This is a genomic window from Streptomyces sp. NPDC006140 (assembly GCF_040628815.1).
Classification (GTDB): Bacteria; Actinomycetota; Actinomycetes; order Streptomycetales; family Streptomycetaceae; genus Streptomyces.
Genome location: NZ_JBEXTS010000008.1, coordinates 250,995 through 271,626, shown reverse-complemented (window position 1 = coordinate 271,626; position 20,632 = coordinate 250,995). Strand labels below are relative to the sequence as shown.

Sequence of the window (20,632 nt, the reverse complement as noted above, 5' to 3'; positions counted from 1 at the left end):
CATGACTAGTGCCAGGGCAGCTGTCCGCGGCGCTCCCAGTACGCGTGTGGCTCCTCGACGAGCGTGGCGAGGCGGGCCAGCTGGTCGTCGGCGAGGTCGACGACGGCGGCGTGCAGGTTCGAGGCGAGCTGGTTGGTGGTGGCGGCGCCGGAGAGGACGACACCGGCCCAGGGCTGGCGCAGGATGACGGCCAGGGCGACGGCGTCGCAGCCCAGTCCGGTCTGCTCGGCGATCTCCTTGAGGACGTCCGGGGCGTGCGGCCCGGCGAGGCGGCCGTTGGCCATGCCCTCCTTGACGATCACGGTGAGCCCGGCGTCGTGCGCCTCGGCGAGGGCGGGGGCGGCGGAGGTCTCCAGCGCGTTGTACGTGGACTGCACGGTACGGAAGAGGGGTTCGCCGTCGACCGTCACCGCGAGGGCGGCCCGGATCGCGTCCGCCTGGGCGGGGCCGCTGGTGGAGAAGCCGATGGTGAGGCCCTGGGCGGCGACTTCGGCGAGCTTCGCGTGCAGTTCCTTGTCGGTGAGGGCCGGGCTGTCCGGGGTCACCGAGTGGATCTGGTAGAGGTCGAGGCGGTCGCCGAGCAGGGCGTCGGTCTCGGCGCGCTGCCGTTCGTAGGTGGCGAGGGTGTGGTCCTTGACCTCGTGCGTCTCGGCGTCGGTGGACCAGTCGGCGGTGTAGGTGTAGCCCCACTTGCTGCCGATGACGATGTCGTCGAGGCCGGGCCTGTCCTTGAGCCAGTCGGCGAGGAACTCCTCGGAGCGGCCGTAGGAGCGGGCGGCGTCGAAGTAGCGGACGCCCTGGGCGTAGGCGGCGTCGAGGAGTTCGTGGGTGCGGGTGCGGAGCGTTTCGACGCTGCGGTCTTCTCCGAGGTCTTCGTTCCGGCCGAGGTTGATGTAGCCGGGGCGTCCGACGGCGGCGAGGCCGAGGCCGATGTGGCAGGTGGGGGTTGTCGCTGTGGCCAGGCGGGCGAAGGGCATCGTCGGCTCCGTTCGGTCGGCTCCGGTGGCTTCCGGACAACGTAACCTGCGATGACCTTCGCCCCGGAGCTCGGCCGTCACGGTGCGTCGGCGAGTGCGGGTCGCCCTCGCCCGTTCGCGCAGTTCCCCGCGCCTCTAGGAGCCTTGCCTTGCTGTGGCCCAGGAGTGCTGGGCCTGCACATCCGCCTTCACCTCTGCCAGCTGGACCGCGACCGCGCTCGGAGCCGTGCCGCCCCTGCCGTTGCGGGACGCGAGCGCTCCGGGGACGTTGAGGACCGAGCGGACCTCCGGGGTGAGGTGGGTGGAGATCTTGGCGAACTGCTCGTCCGTCAGCTCGTCCAGTTCCTTGCCCTCCGCCTCGGCGGCCTTCACGCACTCGCCGGCCACCTCGTGGGCCACGCGGAACGGGACGCCCTGCTTGACCAGCCACTCGGCGATGTCCGTGGCGAGGGAGAAGCCGGCGGGGGCCAGTTCCTCCATGCGCTCGCGGTGGACGGTGAGCGTGGCCATCATGCCGGTGAAGGCGGGGAGCAGGACCTCCAACTGGTCGATGGAGTCGAAGACCGGCTCCTTGTCCTCCTGGAGGTCGCGGTTGTAGGCGAGCGGGAGGGCCTTGAGCGTGGCCATCAGGCCCGTCAGGTTGCCGATCAGCCGGCCCGACTTGCCGCGCGCCAGCTCCGCGATGTCCGGGTTCTTCTTCTGCGGCATGATCGACGAGCCCGTGGAGAACGCGTCGTGCAGGGTCACGAAGGAGAACTCCTTCGTGTTCCAGATGATGACCTCCTCGGCGATCCGGGAGAGGTTGACCCCGATCATCGCCGTGATGAACGCGAACTCGGCGACGAAGTCGCGGGAGGCCGTGCCGTCGATCGAGTTGCCCGCGGAGCCGTGCTCGAATCCGAGGTCCTTCGCCACCGCCTCCGGGTCAAGACCCAGGGAGGAGCCCGCCAGGGCGCCCGAGCCGTACGGCGACACCGCCGTGCGCGCGTCCCACTGGCGCAGGCGCTCGGCATCCCGGGAGAGGGACTGGACGTGCGCCAGGACGTGGTGGGCGAAGAGGACCGGCTGGGCGTGCTGCAGGTGCGTGCGGCCGGGCATCGCCACGTCCGGGTGGGCCTCGGCGAGGCCGATCAGCGCGTCCTGGAGCTCGGCGATGAGGCCGCCGATGACCCGGGCGTGGTCGCGCAGGTACATCCGGAAGAGGGTGGCGACCTGGTCGTTGCGGGAGCGGCCGGCGCGCAGCTTGCCGCCGAGGTCGGGGCCGAGGCGCTCCAGCAGGCCGCGCTCCAGGGCCGTGTGCACGTCCTCGTCGGCGATCGTGCCCACGAAGGTGCCGTCGGCGACGTCCGCCTCCAGTTGGTCGAGCCCGGCGATCATGCGGGTCAGCTCGTCCTCCGTGAGGAGGCCCGCCTTGTGCAGCACGCGCGCGTGGGCACGCGAACCGGCGATGTCGTACGGCGCGAGCCGCCAGTCGAAGTGGACGGACGCGGACAGCTTCGCCAGGGCCTCGGCGGGACCGTCGGCGAATCGGCCGCCCCAGAGCCGGACGTCACCGCTGTTGCTGCTCACCTGCGTGCTCCTCAAGGGGTGTGGATGTGCCTCACCATCATGCATGAGTATGCAGACCTCTGCATGATTCGTCAATTCAGCGGGGCCGAGGAGCGGATTCCGGCCAGCTGAGAGGAATTTGAAGATCCCTTGAACGCGCGAAACCGCTTACCCGTACCTCTCGCCGAACGCAGGCGCCGCGTTTGTACACCGACGACCACCGACCCCCTAGTGAGGCACCCCCATGTCCAGGGCTCTTCCGAAGTACAACAAGCGTCGCGTCACGTTCATCGGCGGCGCGGCCGCGGTGGCGCTGTCCGGCACCGCGATCGCCGGCTTCGCCCTCGCCGGGGAGTCGTCCGACGGCGGCGGCACGAACGCCCGGACGCTGGCGGGCCCTGGCACCATCTCGTGCCCGGACGTCCGCTCCAAGCTCCCGGCGGTCCCCGCCTCCGCCAAGGCCGAGGTCGACCGCAACCTCGCCCTGCTCAACACGCAGATCCAGGAAGCCAACAAGCGCCTGGTCGACACCGTGGGCCAGGGTGGCCCCAACTTCGTCCAGAACGCCATCCTCGGCCCCCTCAAGGACAAGCGCGTCGCGACCGTCAACCGCATCGCCACCGCCATCGGACGGACCGCCGCCAAGCCCCAGGGCCTGGACTCCCTGGCCACCTGCAAGCTGAACGCCGCAGGCACCAACGCGGGCGGCGGCGCGGCCGGCAAGCCGCAGGCGGGCGGCAACGCCGGGAATGCCGGTAACGCGGGCAACGCAGGGAATGCCGGTAACTCCGGTAACGCGGGCAACGCGGGGAATGCCGGCAACGCCGCCGCCGGCACGATCACCTGCCCGGACGTCCGCTCCAAGCTCCCTGCCGTCCCCGCCTCCGCCAAGGCCGAGGTCGACCGCAACCTCGCCCTCCTCGACACCCAGCTCAGGGAAGCCAACACCCGCCTGGTGAACACGGTCGGCCAGGGCGGCCCCAACTTCGTCCAGAACGCCATCCTCGGCCCCCTCAAGGACAAGCGCGTCGCGACCGTCAACCGCATCGCCACCGCCATCGGACGGACCGCCGCCAAGCCGCAGGGCCTGGACTCCCTGGCCGCCTGCACGCTCACCAAGTGAGGTGACAGGCGCTGTGGCCGCCCCGTGTGAGCGCCGGCCGGGGCGGCCACGGGCAGGGGCCCGCGGGATCCGGCAGAGGTGACCGGATCCCGCAATTCCTTAGACGGGCGAAGGACTTGCACCCATAATCGTTAGACATGGGAAAGACTTATGAGTGCATAGAAGGCCGGCTCCGCTCGTTCATCGAGGCGCAGCCGGTCTTCTTCACCGCCACCGCTCCCCTGTCCGCCGACGGCACGGTCAACCTGTCCCCCAAGGGCCTCCGGGGCTCCTTCGTGGTCCTCGACGAGCACCGCGTGGCCTACCTCGACTTCGCCGGCTCCAACGCCGAGACCATCGCCCATCTGCGGGAGAACGGGCGGATCACCCTGATGTGGTGCGCCTTCCAGGGCCCGCCGAACATCGTCCGGGTGCACGGCAGGGGTGAACCGGTCTTCCGCGACGACCCCCGTTTCGGGGAACTGCTCGCGCACTTCCCGGACATCGACCCGGCGCAGCACGGCCTGCGCGCCGTCATCGTCGTCACGGCCGAACTCGTCCGCGACAGCTGCGGCTACGCGGTGCCCTTCATGGCGTACGAGCAGGACCGCGATCTGCACGGCAAGCGGTTCGCCCGCGAGGACGACGCCTCGCTCAGCGCCTACTTCAGCAAGAAGGAGCACATCGCCACCAGCCTGGACGGACTTCCCGGGCTGCCGTTGCCCCTGCCGCCCTCTACCGTCTGAGGCATGCGCCCCGGTGCCCTCGCCCTCGCCGTCTCCTCCCTTGTCGTGCTCGGCGCCGGGCCGCCCGCCCCCGCACCGCCGTTGCCGGCCCGGATGGCGGACACCGGCGGCGGCACCCAGCTGATCACCGCGGTGGCTCCGAAGAGGAACTCGACGACGGGCACCGTCACCTGGTGGGACCGCACCGGCGGGCGCTGGGTGCGCACCGGTTCCGCGCCCGCCCGTTTCGGAGCGAAGGGACTCGTCGCGGGCGGCTCCCGCAAGCAGGGCACCGACACCACGCCCACGGGCCTGTACGGCCTGCCGTACGCCTTCGGCATCGAGGCGGCGCCGCGCGGGACGGCGTACCCGTACCGCCGGGTGCACCGGGACTCCTGGTGGTGCCAGGACAACGACTCGCGCTCCTACAACCGCTGGAGCGAGCCCCGTGCGGCCGACTGCCGGGCCGCCGAGTCCGAGCAGCTGATCACCTACCGGACGCAGTACGCGCACGCGCTGGTCATCGGCTTCAACTACGAGCGTCCCGTGCGGGGACGCGGCGCGGGCATCTTCCTGCACGTCCACGGGCGCGGGGCGACGGCCGGGTGCGTCTCCGTGCCGAAGGACGCCATGCGGCGGATCCTCACCTGGGCCGACCCGGCGCGGCGGCCGCACATCGCCGTGGGCACGGAGAGCGGGAGCACGGCCGTCACCCGCCTGTGACGGCCGATGGCCGTGCGGGTGTTACCAACGGTCACTGCTGAGCGCACACGACTCCGGGAGCCACTGAACACTCACGTGTCCCGGCACGTATCTGTGGGCCAAGGGTCAAGTCCCCACGGAGGAACCGTGACCACCACGCTCGCAGGCGGCCGTGCCGCCCGCCGCCAGACGATGCGCCGCATCCGCCCGCGCCGCTCCCCGGCCGTCCCGCTGCTGATCGCCCTGTGGGCGGGGGCGGCGGCCGTGCTGTGGCTGTGGTGGGACAACACACCGTCCCTCGCGGACACCACGAGCAAGATCCTGGCCGCGGGCCGGATCACCGGTCTGCTCGCCGGCTACCTGATGGCGCTGGTGGTGCTCCAGATGGCGCGGGTCCCCGCGCTGGAGCGCCGGGTGGGCACCGACCGGGTCGCACGCTGGCACGCCATGACCGGCCGCTACACGCTCTGCCTGGTCCTCGCCCACGTCTTCCTCACCATGTGGGGCTACGCACTGCAGGCGGGCAAGTCGCTCGGCGACGTGGTCCAGCAGACCGTCGACTCCGTCAACCAGCTGCCCGACATGGGCAAGGCGGCCATCGGCACCGGCCTGCTGTTCCTCATCGGGATCCTGTCGATCGGCGGTGTCCGGCGCCTCATCGGGTACGACACCTGGTACCACGTGCACCTGCTCACGTACGCCTCGGTGTACATGACGTTCTGGCACCAGATCACGACCGGCAACGAGTTCGCCGTCGAGCCCACCGCGAAGACCTTCTGGTACGGGCTGTACGGCGTGGTGACCGCGCTGGTGGTCTGGTACCGGATCCTCACCCCGATCCGGCTGAACCTGCGGCACCGCATGCGGGTCGAGGCGGTCATCGAGGAGACCCCGGGCATCGTGTCCGTGCTGATCGGCGGGCGCAAGCTGCACCGGATGGGCGCCGAGGCCGGGCACTTCTTCCGCTGGCGGTTCCTGGCGCCCGGCATGCGGTTCAGCTCGCACCCGTACTCCCTGTCGGCGGCGCCCCGCCCGGACATGCTGCGGATCACCGTCAAGGCGATCGGCGACCACACCGAGCGGCTGCGCGACCTGACACCCGGCACCCGGGTGTGGGCGGAGGGCCCGTACGGCGCGATGACCGCGCAGCGCCGCAGCCGCGGCAAGGTGCTGCTGGTCGCGGGCGGTGTCGGCATCACCCCGATGCGGGCGCTGTTCGAGACGCTGCCGGGCGCGTCGGGGGACATCACGCTGCTCTACCGGGCCAACAGCACCCAGGACCTGGCCCTGTGGGGCGAACTCGCCAAGATCGCCGACGAGCGCGGGGCGCGGCTGATGTACGCGGTCAACAGCCCGGACGGCGAACGCCCCGACATCTCCGCCGAGTCCCTCCAGCGGAAGATCCCGGACATCGGCGACCACGACGTCTTCATGTGCGGGCCGCCCGGCTTCGCGCAGTCGGTCTACGAGGCACTGCGCGGTGCGGGAGTCCCCGCCCGCCGTATCCATCACGAGTCGTTCGAGATGTGAGCGACGGGACACCAACGGCCCTTCAGGAGCTTGAGAAACGATGAGGAAGTCTCACCCCGTCCGGCGTGCCGTGCTCGCCGGCGCAGCCACCGTCTCCGGGATCGTGCTGCTGCTGTCGCTGAAGCCGGCGTCCGACCCGGGTTCCGCCCAGGCGGCGGGGCAGGCACCGCCCGCGGCGGCCGGGCAGGCCCCGCAGGGCGGCGTGAACGGCGCGGTCACCGGTGACGCGGCGCAGACGCAGTACGGCGCGGTGCAGGTCCGCCTGACCATGGCCAACGGCAAGATCACCCAGGCCGAGGCGGTCCAGGCGCCCAAGGGCGGCCGCAGCGACCAGATCACGGCCAGCTCGGTGCCCCGGCTCAACCAGGCGGCGGTCGCCGCGCAGAGCGCGGACATCGACGCGGTGTCCGGCGCGACCTACACCAGCGCCGGCTACAAGAAGTCCCTCCAGTCCGCCCTGGACAAGGCCAAGGCCGCGGGCGGCGCCGCGCAGGGCTCGGGCAACGCCCAGACCGTGACCGGCGATGTCGCGCAGACCGAGTACGGCCCGGTCCAGGTCCGTGTCACCGTCGCCGGCGGGAAGATCACCAAGGCCGAGGCGGTCCAGACCCCCAAGGGCGGCCGCAGCGACCAGATCACGGCCAGCTCCGTGCCCCGCCTCAACCAGGCGGCCGTCGCCGCCGGGAACGCGGACATCGACGCCGTGTCCGGCGCGACCTACACCAGCGCCGGCTACAAGAAGTCCCTGCAGTCCGCCCTGGACAAGGTCCCGGCCGGGGGCGGCTCCTCCCAGGCCGCCGGCTCGGGCGGAGGCCAGGCACAGCCCCAGACGCAGACTCTCACCGGCAGCGTGTCGCAGACGCAGTACGGCCCGGTCCAGGTGCGGGTCACCGTCACGGGCGGGAAGATCACCAAGGCCGAGGCGGTCCAGGCCCCCAAGGGCGGCCGCAGCGACCAGATCACCTCCGCCTCCGTCCCCCGCCTCAACCAGGCGGCCGTCGCGGCCGGGAACGCGCAGATCGACTCCGTCTCCGGGGCCACCTACACCAGCGCGGGCTACAAGCAGTCCCTCCAGTCGGCGCTGGACCAGGCCGGTGGCTGACACCGTGGCCGACTCCGCTCAGGCTCCCGCCGCGGTACGTCATGCGGAGGAGACGATGGGGACCGTCTTCTCCCTCGACGTCCGCGGCGGGGAACCGGCCGCCGTCCGCGCGGCCCTGGACGAGGTCGTGGCCGGGCTGCACCGGGCCGACGAGGTGTTCAGCACCTACCGCGAGGACAGCCAGATCGCCCGGCTCCAGCGCGGTGAGCTGACCGTCGGGGAGTGCGATCCCGAGGTCGCCGAGGTCCTGGAGCTGGCGGCCGAGGCGGAACGGCGGAGCGACGGCTGGTTCAGCACGACGTACCAGGGCCGCCTCGACCCGACCGGCATCGTCAAGGGCTGGGCCGTCGAACGGGCGGCACGGCGGCTGGCGGAGGTGCCCGGGGTGTGCGGGGTGAACGTCAACGGCGGCGGCGACGTGCAGTTGCTCGGGACGCCGGGTGGGCAGCGGCCGTGGCGGGTGGGGGTCGCCGACCCGCTGCGTCCCGGGGGTCTCGCGGCGGTCGTCTCCGCGGCGGGGGTGTCGGAATTGTCCGTCGCCACGTCCGGTACGGCCGAACGGGGAGACCACATCGTCGATCCCCGGACGGGTCGTTCAGCCGTGACGGACCTGGTCTCCGTGACGGTGGTGGGGCCCCGGCTGACGTTCGTCGACTGCTGGGCCACGGCGGCGTTCGCGATGGGCTCGCGTGAGGGCCTGGCATGGCTGGAGTCGCTGCCGGACGTGGAAGCGCTGCTGATCACGGCCGGCGACGAGGTGCGCTGCACCGGAGGCCTGGCCGCACGACTGGGGTGAGTGAAGTCAACCCAGGGGCGCGGGGAACTGCGCGACCAGCCACAGCCCTCCCGCACCCGGCGACGAGCACTCAGTGCCCGTTCTGCGCCAGCCTCAGCAGATGATCCGCCAGCGCCTGCCCACCCGTCGGCTCCCTGCTGATCAGCAGCAACGTGTCGTCACCGGCGATCGTCCCCAGGATGTCGTGCAGCTCGGCCTGGTCGATGGCCGAGGCCAGGAACTGCGCGGCCCCCGGAGGGGTACGCAGGACCACGAGGTTCGCCGAGGCCTCCGCGGAGATCAGCAGCTCCTGCGAGAGCCGCCGCATCCGCTCCTCCTTCGCCGACCCGCCGAGCGGAGCCCGGGGCGTGCGGAAACCGCCCTCGCTCGGCACCGCGTAGATCAGGTCGCCGTCGGTGTTGCGGATCTTCACCGCGTTCAGCTCGTCCAGGTCCCGGCTGAGCGTCGCCTGCGTGACGCTCAGCCCGTCGTCGGCGAGCAGCTTCGCCAGCTGGCTCTGCGACCGCACCGGCTGCCGGTTGAGGATGTCCACGATCCGGCGGTGGCGTGCGGTGCGGGTCTGCGGCACGGCGGGCCCGTTCGCCCCCGGCTGCTCGTGGTCCTGCGCCTGGCTCATCGTCGTCTCATTCCCCGGATCGTCCGTCCCCGTTCACTGCCTGGAGGATGCCGGGCAGCGCGCCCAGGAACGCGTCCACCTCGTCGTCGCGGAGGTTCAGCGGCGGCATCAGCCGGACGACATCGGGGGCGGGCACGTTCACCAGGAGACCGGCCTCCTGAGCCGCCTGGCGCACCTGCGCCGCGACCGGCTCGGTGAGCACGATACCCAGGAGGAGACCCGCGCCCCGGACGAAATCGATCAACTGGTGACCGAGGCCCTCGATTCCGTCCCGCAACCTCTCGCTCTGGCGCTTGACGTTCTCCAGCAACCCCTCGTTCTCGATGGTGTCGAGGACGGCGAGCCCGGCGGCGCAGGCGACGGGGTTGCCGCCGAACGTCGTGCCGTGCTGGCCGGGCTGGAGCAGGTCGGCCGCGCGCCCGAAGGCGACGGTCGCGCCCAGCGGCAGCCCGCCGCCGAGTTGCTTGGCCAGGGTGACGACGTCGGGCAGCACGCCCTCGTGGGCCTGGTACTCGAACCAGTGCCCGGTCCGGCCGATGCCGGTCTGCACCTCGTCGAGGACCAGGAGGGCCCCGTTGGCGGCGGTGATCGCCCGGGCGGCCTTGAGGTAGCCGGCCGGCGGGACGACCACGCCCAGCTCGCCCTGGATCGGCTCCAGGATGACGAGCGCGGTCTCCTCGGTGACCGCGGCGGCCAGGGCCTGCGCGTCGCCGAACGGCACGTAGGTGACATCACCGGGCAGCGGCAGGAACGGCTCCCGCTTGCCGGGCTGGCCGGTCAGCGCCAGTGCGCCCATGGTCCGGCCGTGGAAGGCGCCCTCGGTGGCCACGATGTGGGTCCGGCCGGTCAGCCGGCCGATCTTGAAAGCGGCCTCGTTGGCCTCGGCGCCGGAGTTGCAGAAGAAGACCTTGCCGTCCCGGCCGAAGAGGCGCAGCAGCCGCTCGGCGAGGGCGACGGTCGGCTCGGCCATGAAGAAGTTGGAGATGTGGCCGAGGGAGCCGATCTGCCGGGTCACGGCCTCCACCACCGCCGGGTGGGCGTGGCCGAGGGCGTTGGTGGCGATACCGCCGACGAAGTCGAGGTAGGGGTTGCCGTCGGCGTCCCAGACCCGGGTGCCCTCGCCGCGTGCCAGGGGCAGCAGCGGGGTGCCGTAGTTGTTCATGAGCGCGCCCTGCCACCGCTCGGCGTACTCCTGCTGGGCGGTCATACGGCATCCCCCTGTTGCTCGTCGGGCACGACCATCGTGCCGATTCCCTCGTCGGTGAAGATCTCCAGCAGGATCGAGTGCTGGACCCGGCCGTCGATGACGCGGGCGGTGGTGACGCCGTTGCGCACGGCGTGCAGGCAGCCCTCCATCTTCGGCACCATGCCGGAGGACAGGTCCGGCAGCAGCCGCTCCAGCTCGGAGGCGGTGAGGCGGCTGATCACCTCGTCGCTGTTCGGCCAGTCCTCGTAGAGGCCCTCGACGTCCGTGAGGACCATGAGGGTTTCGGCGCCCAGTGCAGCAGCGAGTGCCGCAGCCGCCGTATCAGCATTGACGTTGTAGACATGTCCGTCGTCCTGGGAGCGGGCGATGGAGGACACGACCGGGATGCGGCCGTCGGCGAGCAGGGCCTCGATCGCGCCCGTGTCGATCGCGGTGATCTCGCCGACCCGCCCGATGTCGACGAGTTCGCCGTCGATCTCGGGCTGGTGCCTGGTGGCGGTGATGGTGTGCGCGTCCTCGCCCGTCAGGCCGACGGCGAGCGGCCCGTGCTGGTTGAGCAACCCGACCAGCTCGCGCTGCACCTGCCCGGCCAGCACCATCCGTACGACGTCCATGGCGTCCTCGGTGGTCACCCTGAGGCCCGCCTTGAACTCGCTGACGATGCCGTGCTTGTCGAGGGCGGCGCTGATCTGCGGTCCGCCGCCGTGCACGACGACCGGCTTGAGGCCGGCGTGGTGCAGGAAGACGACGTCCTGGGCGAAGGCGGCCTTGAGGTCCTCGTCGATCATGGCGTTGCCGCCGAACTTGATGACGACCGTCTTGCCGTTGTGCCGGACGAGCCAGGGCAGCGCCTCGATGAGGATCTGGGCCTTGGGCAGGGCGGTGTGTTTACGCGTGGTGCTCATGACGAGTAGGCGCTGTTCTCGTGGACGTAGTCGGCGGTGAGGTCGTTGGTCCAGATGGTGGCGGTCTCGGACCCGGCGGCGAGGTCGGCGACGATGTGCACCTCGCGGTAGCGCATGTCGACCTTCTCGCGGTCCTCGCCGACGCCGCCGTTCTTGCAGACCCAGACGCCGTTGATGGCGACGTTGAGCCGGTCCGGCTCGAAGGCGGCACTCGTCGTGCCGATGGCGGAGAGCACCCGGCCCCAGTTGGGGTCCTCGCCGTGGATGGCGCACTTGAGGAGGTTGTTGCGGGCGATGGAGCGGCCCACCTCGACGGCGTCGTCCTCGGTCGCGGCGTTGATCACCTCGACCTTGATGTCCTTGCTGGCGCCCTCGGCGTCCCGGATGAGCTGCTGGCCGAGGTCGTCGCAGACCTGCCGTACGGCCTCGGCGAACTCCTCGTAGGCGGGGGTGATGCCCGATGAGCCCGAGGCGAGCAGGAGCACGGTGTCGTTGGTGGACATGCAGCCGTCGGAGTCGACGCGGTCGAAGGTCGTGCGGGTGGCCGCGCGCAGGGCCTTGTCGAGTACGTCGTCGTCCAGGTCCGCGTCGGTGGTGAGGACGACGAGCATGGTGGCGAGGCCGGGGGCGAGCATGCCCGCGCCCTTGGCCATGCCGCCGACGGTCCAGCCGTCCTTCGTCACGACGGACGTCTTGTGGACGGTGTCGGTGGTCTTGATGGCGATGGCGGCCTTCTCGCCGCCGTGCTCGCTCAGCGCCTCGGCGGCCCGCTCGACGCCCGGGAGCAGCTTGTCCATCGGCAGCAGGACGCCGATGAGGCCGGTCGAGCAGACGGCGACCTCGATGGCGCCCCGGCCGAGGACCTCGGCGACCTTCTCGGCCGTCGCGTGCGTGTCCTGGAAGCCCTTCGGCCCGGTGCAGGCGTTGGCTCCGCCGGAGTTGAGGACGACGGCGGACACCTGGCCGCTCTTGAGGACCTGCTCGGACCACAGCACCGGGGCGGCCTTCACGCGGTTGGAGGTGAAGACGCCGGCGGCGGCGCGGCGGGGGCCGTTGTTGACCACGAGGGCCAGGTCCGGGTTGCCGTTCTCCTTGATCCCGGCGGCGATGCCCGCCGCCGTGAATCCCTTCGCTGCCGTCACGCTCACGGCGCAACTCCGATCGTCGTCAGTCCGGTGGTCTCGTCGAGACCCAGGGCGATGTTCATGCTCTGGACGGCACCGCCCGCGGTGCCCTTGGTGAGGTTGTCGATGGCGCTGATCACGATGATCCGTCCGGCGGTCTCGTCGTACGCGACCTGCACCTGAACGGCGTTCGAACCGTAGACGGACGCCGTGGCGGGCCACTGCCCCTCGGGGAGCACGTGCACGAAGGGCTCGTCGGCGTAGGCCTTCTCGTAGGCGGCGCGCAGGGACTCGCCGGTGACGCCGTCGGCCGCCTTCGCGCTGCACGTGGCGAGGATGCCGCGGGGCATCGGCGCGAGGGTCGGCGTGAAGGACACGGTGACCGGCTCGCCGGCGGCCGCGCTGAGGTTCTGGGTGATCTCGGGCGTGTGCCGGTGCCCGCCGCCGACGCCGTACGGGGACATCGAGCCCATGACCTCGCTGCCCAGCAGGTGGGGCTTGGGCGCCTTGCCCGCGCCGGACGTGCCGGAGGCGGCGACGATCACGGCCTCGGGCCCGGCCAGCCCGGCGGCGTAGGCCGGGAAGAGGGCCAGGGTGACGGCGGTCGGGTAGCAACCGGGTACCGCGATGCGCTTGGACCCCTCCAGCGCAGCGCGGGCACCCGGCAGTTCGGGGAGGCCGTAGGGCCAGGTTCCGGCGTGGGGCGAGCCGTAGAACTTCTCCCAGGCGGCGGCGTCGGTGAGCCGGAAGTCGGCGCCCATGTCGATCACCAGCACGTCGGGCCCGAGCCGCTCGGCGACGGCGGCGGACTGCCCGTGCGGCAGCGCGAGGAAGACGACGTCGTGACCGGCGAGGACCTCGGGGGTGGTCTCCTGGAGCACGCGGCCGGCCAGGGGCAGCAGGTGCGGCTGGAGCGCACCGAGCTTCTGCCCGGCGTTGGAGTTGCCGGTCAGGGCGCCGATCTCGACCTCGGGGTGGGCCAGGAGCAGACGCAGCAGTTCCCCGCCCGCGTATCCACTCGCTCCGGCCACTGCCGCACGTACCGCCATGGAATCCTCCTCCTCAGAGGGCATGACTATACGTTTCGCTGCACGTTTATGCAATCTGTTCGGTGACTCGCGGCTGGGTCGTCAGCACTTCATCGCGTCAGCTGTTGTGAGATCGCCTTATAGGGCCGCCTTATAAGGCACATCGGGATTGGGTCTTGGACGCGCTGCCCGGCCCGCTGCTGCAATCGGCCGTATGACGAACCAGAACCACCGCCTCGCCCTCGCCCCAGGTGAGGGCATCGGGTCCGCACCGCCCTGGCGGGTCGTGCTCGCTCGCCCTCTTGCCGCACCCCACGCGCCCGGGACCCGGTCAAGCCCTGGTGTGACGTGATCAAGAGCGAAGCGACCTGACGTTCACCCTGACTACCCGTAACGGAGCAGGAATTCGCCATGTCCCTACCCCTCCATGCCCAGACGCGGCCCGTCCCCGAGGCAGCGGTGCTGGAAGGGCTGCCTCCAGTCCGCGAGGTGAGTGCCGCGGAAGTGGCCGCCCGCATATCCGGCGGCCCTCGTCTCGTCGTCCTCGACGACGATCCCACCGGCACCCAGACGGTCGCCGACGTGCCCGTCCTGACGTCCTGGACGGTGGACGACCTGCGCTGGGCGCTGCGCCAGGACAGCGCCGTCTTCTTCGTCCTCACCAACACCCGCAGCCTGTCCCCCGAGGACGCCGCCGCCCGCAACCGCGAGGTGGTCCGCGCCCTGCACGCGGCGTCGGCGGCCGAGGACACCGGCTACGTCCTGGCCAGCCGCGGCGACTCCACGCTGCGCGGCCACTTCCCGCTGGAGACCGACATCCTCGCCGAAGAGCTGACCGAGCTGGACGGCACAGCTCCGGACGGCGTCGTGCTGGTCCCCGCCTACATCGAGGCGGGCCGGCTGACCGTCGGCTCCCGCCACTGGATGCGGACGGCAGAGGGGCTGCTCCCGGTCGGGATGAGCGAGTTCGCCCGTGACGCCACCTTCGGCTACCGCAGCTCCTCGCTGCCCGAGTGGGTCGAGGAGAAGACGGGCGGACGCGTGCCCGCGGACGACGTCCTGCGCGTCACCCTCGACGACCTGCGCGGCGGCGGCCCGGCGCACACGGCGCGGCTGCTGTCCTCGCTGCGCGGCGGACGTACGGCCGTGGTCGACGCGGTGTGCGACGACGATCTGCGGGTGCTGGCCCTGGCCCTCGCCGAGGCGGAGGAGAACGGCACGCGGCTGCTGTACCGGGTCGGGCCGTCCTTCGTCAGGGCCCGCGCCGGACAGGCCGGGCGGGCACCGCTCACCCCGGCCGAACTGCGTCCGCCGCGCGGCGACGCACCGCACGGTCTCATCGTCGTGGGCTCTCATGTCGCGCTGACCACACGGCAGTTGGAGCGGCTGCGGGAGCGCGGCGGGATCGCCGAGTACGAGCTGGACGTGGCCCTGCTGCTCGACGAGGAGCGGCGTGACGCCCACATCGCCGAGGTCGCGGCCGCGGCCGACGGCGCGCTGGACTCGGCCGACGCCGTGATCCGTACCTCTCGCGTGCTGGTGACGGGTACCGACGCGGACGACAGTCTGGCGATCTCCCGGCGGGTCTCCGCCGCGCTCGTTCAGGCCGTGCGCCAGGTCAACGCCGCCCGGCGGCCCGCTTTCGTCGTCGCCAAGGGCGGTATCACCTCCAGCGACACCGCCACCCACGGCCTCCGGATCCGCCGCGCCTGGGCCCGGGGCACGCTGCTGCCGGGCATCGTCTCGCTCTGGGAGCCCGTGGACGGCCCCGCCGCCGGCATCCCCTACATCGTCTTCGCCGGGAACGTCGGGGGCCCCGACGCCCTCGCCGACGCCCTCGACCTGCTCCGGAGTGCCTGATGCTGGTGCGTGGAACCGATGCCCTGAAGGAGGCCGCGGCCGCCGGTCACGCCCTGCCCGGGTTCGTCGCCTACAACCTGGAGACGGTCCAGGGCCTCACGGCCGCCGCCGAGGCCGCCGGACGGCCGGTCATCATCCAGGCGGGCTCCGGTCCCTTCAAGCACGCCGGCCGTGAGGCCCTGATACGACTGGCGCTGGACGCCGCCGCACGCTCCACGGCCCCGCTCGGTGTGCACCTCGACCACGGCCGGGACCTGGACGAGATCACGGTCTGCCTGGAGGCGGGCTACACCTCCGTCATGGTCGACGGCTCCCACCTGCCGTTCGTCGAGAACATCGCCGTGACGAAGGAGGCGGTCCGCCGGGCCCGCGACCACGGCGCCTGGGTGGAGGCCGAACTCGGCGCCCTGCCCGGTGACGAAGACGTCTCCACCGACGCCGTCGCGCAGAGCACGGCGATGACCGACCCGCAGCAGGCGGCCGAATTCGTGGCCGCGACGGGCGTGGACGCGCTCGCCGTCGCCGTCGGCAACGTCCACGGCTTCACCAAGCACCCGGTCCGCCTGGACCTGGAGCGGCTGGCCGCGATCCACGAGGCCGTACCGGTCCCGCTCGTCCTGCACGGCGCCAGCGGCCTGCCCGTCGAGGAGCTGCACGGCGCCCTCGCGCGAGGCGTCGCCAAGGTCAACGTCAACGCCGAACTGCGCCGCGCCTGTCTGGAGGCCACCCGCGTGACCCTCCCGTCCGCGTTGCCCGGCTCCGACGTCGTCTCCCTGTGGGCGGCCGGCCGCGACGCGGTCCGGGACGCCGCCCTGGAGGTCATCGGCCGCCTGAGCCCCTGCCCCGCGGGGGCAGACGCATGACCTGAACTCGTCCCCGCCGCCTGAAGCCGCACCGCACCGGCGGACACAAAGGCGTCCACCCTCCCCTGCCGTGCGCGCTGCGCGCGGCTCGCACCGCTCCGTCCCCTGCTCTCGTGCCCACCTGGGCACGCCGGCCGACACCGCACCCTGTTGGAGGCACCATGCCCACCGCTTCCTCGATCGCTGTGCTGCACACCAGCCTGCTGTTCGTCGACCCCGATTCGGTCATCAACCAGTACCTCGCGGAACTCGCGCCTGACGCCAAGGTCCTGCACTTCGTCGACAGCGACGTGCTCGCAGCCGTGGTGCGCGACGGTGAGGTCTCACCTGCCAGCACGCAGCGCATGCTGCACCTGGCCCAGGCCGCGGAGTCCGCGGGCGCCGACGTCATCCTCTCCGCCTGCTCCTCGGTCGGTCCGGCCATCGACGTGGCCCGACGCCTGGTCTCCGTCCCGATCGTCAAGATCGACGACGCGATGACCGCGTCAGCGGTCGAGACGGCCAACGCCATCGGCGTTCTGGCCACGGTCCCCACGACGCTGCCGCCCACCCGTGCCCTCGTCGAGGAGAAAGCCCGGGCGGCCGGCCGCGACATCACCGTCCAGGAGTGGCTGTGCGAGGGTGCCTTCTCGGTGCTGATGTCCGGTGACCGCGATCGCCACGACGCGATGGTGCTGGACGGGGCACGGGCGCTGGCCACCGAGGTCGACGCGATCGTGCTGGCCCAGGCCTCCATGGCACGGCTGGCTCCCGCGATCGCCGAAACCGTCGGCAAGCCCGTGCTCTCCAGCCCGCGCAGCGGCACGGAGGACGCGGTGCGTGTACTGAACGAGCAGCACGTCGTCCACCACTGACCCTGGCCGTCCCCGGCCGAACCACAGGAGCCAGCATGCCGAGGTTCGCAGCGAACCTGTCCATGATGTACAACGAGCACGACTTCCTCGACCGCTTCGCCGCGGCCTCCGCCGACGGCTTCCAGGCCGTCGAGTACCTCTTCCCCTACGCCTACGACGCCGCCGAGCTGCGCCGCCGGCTCGACGACCACGGCCTCGAGCAGGCGCTCTTCAACGCACCTCCCGGAGCGTGGGAGTCCGGAGAGCGCGGGACGGCGGCGCTGCCCGGACGCGAGGCGGAGGTGCGTTCCGGGGTCGACCGGGCGCTGGAGTACGCGGCGGCGCTGGGCTGCCCGAGGGTGCACCTGATGGCCGGGTTGGTCCGGCAGGACGCGACACCGGCCGAACGGGCCAAGCACCGCGACACCTACCTGACCAACCTGGCCCGGGCCGCGGAACGGGCCGCCGCGGCGGGCGTCGACATCCTGATCGAGTCGATCAACGGCCGCGACATGCCCGGATACTTCCTGAGCACCCAGGCCGAGGCCCACGCCGTGGTGCAGGAGGTGGGTGCCCCGAATCTCAAGGTGCAGCTCGACCTCTACCACTGCCAGATCGTCGAGGGCGACCTCACCACGACCCTGCGCCGCGACCTGCCGACCGGCCGGGTCGGTCATCTGCAGATCGCGGGCGTGCCCGACCGGGGTGAGCCCAACCGGGGTGAGCTCAACGTCCGCCACCTGCTCGACGTGGTCGACGAGCTGGGCTTCGACGGGTGGATCGGCTGCGAGTACAACCCCCGCGCCGGCACGAGCGAAGGTCTTGGCTGGCTCAACGACTACCGCAGCCGCCGAGGGAAAAGCGCATGAGGATGTCATCGCGGCCGGCTTCGGCTTCCTGGGACGACATGTCGCCCCACTGCTGAAGGCGCCAACGCTCCGTCGTGCACCGGTCGACCGGCTGGTGCTCCCGGACCGGTTCGTGCCGTTGGACGCGCCTGTGGCGACCGATCCGCTCGACCTCGGCTGAGCGTCAACGTCGTGGGCTACGCGCCGGGCCGGGCGAGCGCCACGGCGGCGAACGGTCGAGGCAGCTGCGTGTCGCAGGGGCCGAGCCCGGCGGTACTGGACGACGGCGTCCAGTACCCCGCGTCGTCGACTTCGGCCCCGAACGCCACCACCGGGTTGTTGCCGGTGGCCTTCGGCTTGTGGTGCGTACCGCTGCCCTTACGGTGCTTCGCACGGTCGGCCCGGACCATGCCGTCGAGCCGGCCGCATTCTGAGGTCCCGATGACGAGAGCAACCTGCGCCATCGGGGTTACGACACGGTCACGTAGATCTTGCGCACGGTTTCGATGGTCTTCCAGACACCGACGTAGCCCGGCTTCATGACAAAGCTGTCGCCTGCCTTGTAGATCACCGGCTCGCCGCCTTCCGGCGTGAGTTCGACGACGCCGGAAAGGATGTGGCAGAACTCGAAGAGCTCGCCCTTGATCGAGCGCGTCTCGCCGGGCGTCGCTTCCCAGACGCCCGTTTTGATCGTTCCCTCGCGGGCGGCGTCCTGGGCCCAGGTCTTGTACGTCGGGTCACCGGAAATCAGGCGCTCCGGCAGCGGGCCGGACTCCTGGGGTGCGAAGGAGGGGTTGGGATCGATGGTCTTCAGAAGCGACACGCTTCTTCCTTTACTCTTTCGGGAACGACATGAATCGGGAACGGACATACCAAGCGGTGCCGGTGGCCTGACGGGCCCGACAATCCTGTTGCTGTGCGTCGAGTCTCTCCGACACCCCGCACGGAGCCCACGCGTGATCTGTCCGTTGCGGACACGGTGATCGGACGTTGTGTCAAGCTCGGGGCCGGCAGGCGGCATTCCCAGCCCTCCCGACCCGGGGAGATACTGAGACCTCCGCCGTGTGCTCCCGCAGTCCATTCCGTCGACGGTCTGAAGCCCTTTCCGGAGAACCCGGTGGCGCAGTAGACCCTGCTGTTCTCGTCCAGCGAACCGCGGAGGGAATGACCGTCCTCGGTGAAAAGCTCAGGGAATCCGTTTGGTTTTCGGTGATGCCGTCCACGGGTGTGTTCCGCAGGACCGTGGCGTTCACCTGGGCCGCCGCAACGGCGGCACAGCATGATGGTGGGTTCCATCGCGAGCGCGCGGGCGATCGCCACGCGGGCCTTCCGCTTCACCAGCACCGGTCCGGACATGACATTGTCCTCGGCGGTCATGTTCGGGAACAGGTTGAACTGCTGGAACACCATGCCGATGCGGGTGCGCTGCTCGGCCAGCCGCCTGGGGCGGACGGCGTGGTTGCACAGTTTGCGTGCGACGATCGTTCCGTCGGCGTTCACAGCCGCGCCCGGGTCGAGCGGGAGAAACGGCGCTCGATCATGGACTGCGGCACGCTCAGCACCAGCGTCATGATCAGGTACCAGAGGCTGGCCACGATCAGCAGCGGAATCGTCTGGTAGTTGCGGGCGTAGATCGACTGTGCGCTGTTCAGCAGGTCGGCGAGGCCGAGCACGCTCACCAGCGAGGTCTCCTTGAGCATGCCGATCACCTGGTTGCCGGTGGCCGGAATGACCGCCGGCATGGTCTGCGGGATGATCACATGCCGGAGCTTGGTGAACCGCGGCGGTCATCGGGGTCATGATCGCGTTCACGTTGACCGGCGTGGAGATGTCGGTGAACGGGATGCCGATGGAGATGTCCGGGTACAGCGCCGCGATGTTGAACCAGAAGATCAGCTGCACGAGCACCGGGGTGCCCCGGAAGAAGGCGATGTAGAGCTGGGCCAGCCCGGAGACCGGTCGCTGGTGCGACATCCGCATCACCGCCAGCACCAGCCCCAAAAGCGTGCCCAGGGCCGTGCTCGCCGCGGACCCGGGGGGTGGGACGTCGTCAGCCGGCGCCCGGGAACGCGCAGGGCTCATGGGCGGCCATGCGAGACCGGGCGCCTGTCGGGAAGAAGGTGCTGAGTGAGCGGGTGCGCGTCGCGCGTCAGATGCCGAGCATCTGGTTGAGCTCGTCCAGGGACTTGACGGTCACGTAGTCGTAGCCGTGGGTCACCGGGTCGCAGCCGCGGTCCAGCAGGACGAGGTTGCGGAAGCCCATGTCGTGCATCGGCATCAGGTCGTAGCGGGTGTGCGAGGAGACGTGCACGAAGTCCTCGGGGGACGCGTCGAGCTGGTCGAGCATGTACTCGAACGCGGCGTAGCGGGGCTTGTAGTAGCCGGCCTGCTCGGCGGTGAAGACCGCGTGGAAGTCCGCCCCGAGCCGGGGCACGCTCTCCTGGAGGAACGAGTCGTCGGCGTTGGAGAGGATGACCAGCTTGTAGTTCTCGCCCATCTTCTTCAGCGGCTCAGGAACGTCCGCGTGCGGGCCCCAGCTGCGCACGCCGTCGGCGAGCCGCTTGCCCGCGTCCGGGGTCGCTTTGATGCCCCACTTGCGGCAGACCCGCTCGAAGGAGTCCTGCAACACCTGCTCGTAGGGGTAGTAGTCGCCGCAGACCTGGTCGTAGCGGTAGCCGCGGAACTCCTTGACGAACTGGTCCCACTGCTCGGCCGGGATCTGGTCGCCGACCAGCTCACGCGTGATCGGGGTCATCGGCCACTCGATCAGCGTGCCGTAGCAGTCGAACGAGACGTACTTCGGACGGAACTGGAACGAGGGAATGGGCATGGAAGTGCTCCACTCTGTGCTTGGGGGGGACGGAAC

23 protein-coding genes are annotated in these 20,632 nt (G+C 71.0%); 11 read left to right on the top strand and 12 right to left on the bottom strand.

The features are described from left to right. Positions 1-5 precede the first annotated feature (5 nt). A complete protein-coding gene (locus ABZ386_RS22355; RefSeq protein WP_358965640.1) occupies positions 6-977 on the bottom strand; it encodes an aldo/keto reductase in 972 nt (323 codons plus the stop codon). A 135-nt stretch (positions 978-1,112) separates the two neighbouring features. Continuing rightward, complete coding sequence (gene argH, locus ABZ386_RS22350) at positions 1,113-2,546, bottom strand: argininosuccinate lyase (protein WP_351348737.1); 1,434 nt, start codon at positions 2,544-2,546, stop codon at positions 1,113-1,115. 223 nt (positions 2,547-2,769) lie between these two features. Between argH and ABZ386_RS22345 the strand changes: the two genes are divergently transcribed. The 6 genes from ABZ386_RS22345 to ABZ386_RS22320 all read left to right on the top strand — a co-directional run bounded on the left by ABZ386_RS22345 (position 2,770) and on the right by ABZ386_RS22320 (position 8,482). Beyond that, on the top strand, positions 2,770-3,648 hold the full coding sequence (locus ABZ386_RS22345; RefSeq protein WP_358965638.1) for a hypothetical protein: 879 nt from the start codon (positions 2,770-2,772) through the stop codon (positions 3,646-3,648). A 137-nt stretch (positions 3,649-3,785) separates the two neighbouring features. Next, positions 3,786-4,373 (top strand): pyridoxamine 5'-phosphate oxidase family protein, encoded by a 588-nt coding sequence (locus ABZ386_RS22340; RefSeq protein WP_351348743.1) that lies wholly within the window; start codon positions 3,786-3,788, stop codon positions 4,371-4,373. A gap of 3 nt (positions 4,374-4,376) precedes the next feature. After that, complete coding sequence (locus tag ABZ386_RS22335) at positions 4,377-5,075, top strand: L,D-transpeptidase family protein (RefSeq protein WP_356669021.1); 699 nt, start codon at positions 4,377-4,379, stop codon at positions 5,073-5,075. 126 nt (positions 5,076-5,201) lie between these two features. Further along, positions 5,202-6,584, top strand: a complete 1,383-nt coding sequence (locus ABZ386_RS22330; RefSeq protein WP_198678104.1) for a ferredoxin reductase family protein — start codon at positions 5,202-5,204, stop codon at positions 6,582-6,584. A 40-nt stretch (positions 6,585-6,624) separates the two neighbouring features. Then, entirely contained in the window at positions 6,625-7,686 is a 1,062-nt protein-coding gene (locus tag ABZ386_RS22325; protein ID WP_358965636.1) for an FMN-binding protein, read from the top strand. Between the two features lie 55 nt (positions 7,687-7,741). Further along, positions 7,742-8,482, top strand: coding sequence for an FAD:protein FMN transferase (locus tag ABZ386_RS22320; protein ID WP_351348795.1), 741 nt, complete (start codon positions 7,742-7,744; stop codon positions 8,480-8,482). A 70-nt stretch (positions 8,483-8,552) separates the two neighbouring features. On the opposite strand, the gene ABZ386_RS22315 is transcribed toward ABZ386_RS22320, so the two are convergent. From ABZ386_RS22315 to argC, 5 genes are read right to left on the bottom strand one after another with little or no spacing between them, the layout of a single operon-like run. Then, the gene (locus ABZ386_RS22315; RefSeq protein WP_031114708.1) at positions 8,553-9,098 is read right to left on the bottom strand and encodes an arginine repressor; all 546 of its coding nucleotides are present in this window, start codon (positions 9,096-9,098) and stop codon (positions 8,553-8,555) included. Positions 9,099-9,105: 7 nt separating this feature from the next. Further along, entirely contained in the window at positions 9,106-10,305 is a 1,200-nt protein-coding gene (locus ABZ386_RS22310; RefSeq protein WP_358965634.1) for an acetylornithine transaminase, read from the bottom strand. After that, positions 10,302-11,210 (bottom strand): acetylglutamate kinase, encoded by a 909-nt coding sequence (argB, locus tag ABZ386_RS22305; RefSeq protein WP_355717503.1) that lies wholly within the window; start codon positions 11,208-11,210, stop codon positions 10,302-10,304. Before argB ends, ABZ386_RS22310 begins: the two co-directional genes overlap by 4 nt. Beyond that, a complete protein-coding gene (argJ, locus tag ABZ386_RS22300; RefSeq protein WP_351348760.1) occupies positions 11,207-12,358 on the bottom strand; it encodes a bifunctional glutamate N-acetyltransferase/amino-acid acetyltransferase ArgJ in 1,152 nt (383 codons plus the stop codon). Before argJ ends, argB begins: the two co-directional genes overlap by 4 nt. Continuing rightward, positions 12,355-13,383 (bottom strand): N-acetyl-gamma-glutamyl-phosphate reductase, encoded by a 1,029-nt coding sequence (gene argC, locus ABZ386_RS22295; protein WP_351348763.1) that lies wholly within the window; start codon positions 13,381-13,383, stop codon positions 12,355-12,357. The genes argJ and argC overlap by 4 nt, the downstream gene beginning before the upstream one ends. A 390-nt stretch (positions 13,384-13,773) precedes the next feature. Here argC and ABZ386_RS22290 point away from each other — a divergent pair, with 390 nt between their 5' ends. The 4 genes from ABZ386_RS22290 (at position 13,774) to otnI (ending at position 17,787) form a co-directional block, all read left to right on the top strand. Continuing rightward, a complete protein-coding gene (locus ABZ386_RS22290; protein WP_358965632.1) occupies positions 13,774-15,222 on the top strand; it encodes a four-carbon acid sugar kinase family protein in 1,449 nt (482 codons plus the stop codon). After that, a complete protein-coding gene (locus ABZ386_RS22285) occupies positions 15,222-16,085 on the top strand; it encodes a class II fructose-bisphosphate aldolase (RefSeq protein WP_358965630.1) in 864 nt (287 codons plus the stop codon). The genes ABZ386_RS22290 and ABZ386_RS22285 overlap by 1 nt, the downstream gene beginning before the upstream one ends. Positions 16,086-16,246: 161 nt before the next feature. Next, on the top strand, positions 16,247-16,939 hold the full coding sequence (locus ABZ386_RS22280; protein WP_351348772.1) for an aspartate/glutamate racemase family protein: 693 nt from the start codon (positions 16,247-16,249) through the stop codon (positions 16,937-16,939). A gap of 35 nt (positions 16,940-16,974) precedes the next feature. Then, the gene (gene otnI, locus ABZ386_RS22275; RefSeq protein WP_358965628.1) at positions 16,975-17,787 is read left to right on the top strand and encodes a 2-oxo-tetronate isomerase; all 813 of its coding nucleotides are present in this window, start codon (positions 16,975-16,977) and stop codon (positions 17,785-17,787) included. Positions 17,788-17,963: 176 nt separating this feature from the next. Here the strand turns inward: otnI and ABZ386_RS22270 are convergent, their stop codons facing one another. From ABZ386_RS22270 to ABZ386_RS22255, 4 genes are read right to left on the bottom strand one after another with little or no spacing between them, the layout of a single operon-like run. Continuing rightward, entirely contained in the window at positions 17,964-18,230 is a 267-nt protein-coding gene (locus ABZ386_RS22270; RefSeq protein ID WP_351348778.1) for a hypothetical protein, read from the bottom strand. 5 nt (positions 18,231-18,235) lie between these two features. After that, complete coding sequence (locus tag ABZ386_RS22265) at positions 18,236-18,589, bottom strand: cupin domain-containing protein (protein WP_351348781.1); 354 nt, start codon at positions 18,587-18,589, stop codon at positions 18,236-18,238. Then, positions 18,577-19,266, bottom strand: coding sequence for a hypothetical protein (locus ABZ386_RS22260; RefSeq protein WP_358965683.1), 690 nt, complete (start codon positions 19,264-19,266; stop codon positions 18,577-18,579). The genes ABZ386_RS22265 and ABZ386_RS22260 overlap by 13 nt, the downstream gene beginning before the upstream one ends. Continuing rightward, positions 19,263-19,526, bottom strand: coding sequence for an ABC transporter permease subunit (locus tag ABZ386_RS22255; RefSeq protein ID WP_351348784.1), 264 nt, complete (start codon positions 19,524-19,526; stop codon positions 19,263-19,265). The genes ABZ386_RS22260 and ABZ386_RS22255 overlap by 4 nt, the downstream gene beginning before the upstream one ends. Positions 19,527-19,564: 38 nt before the next feature. Here ABZ386_RS22255 and ABZ386_RS22250 point away from each other — a divergent pair, with 38 nt between their 5' ends. After that, positions 19,565-19,702 (top strand): hypothetical protein, encoded by a 138-nt coding sequence (locus ABZ386_RS22250; protein ID WP_351348787.1) that lies wholly within the window; start codon positions 19,565-19,567, stop codon positions 19,700-19,702. 213 nt (positions 19,703-19,915) lie between these two features. Here ABZ386_RS22250 and ABZ386_RS22245 read toward each other — a convergent pair whose 3' ends face one another. Continuing rightward, a complete protein-coding gene (locus tag ABZ386_RS22245) occupies positions 19,916-20,596 on the bottom strand; it encodes a haloacid dehalogenase type II (RefSeq protein ID WP_358965626.1) in 681 nt (226 codons plus the stop codon). Positions 20,597-20,632: the final 36 nt, after the last annotated feature.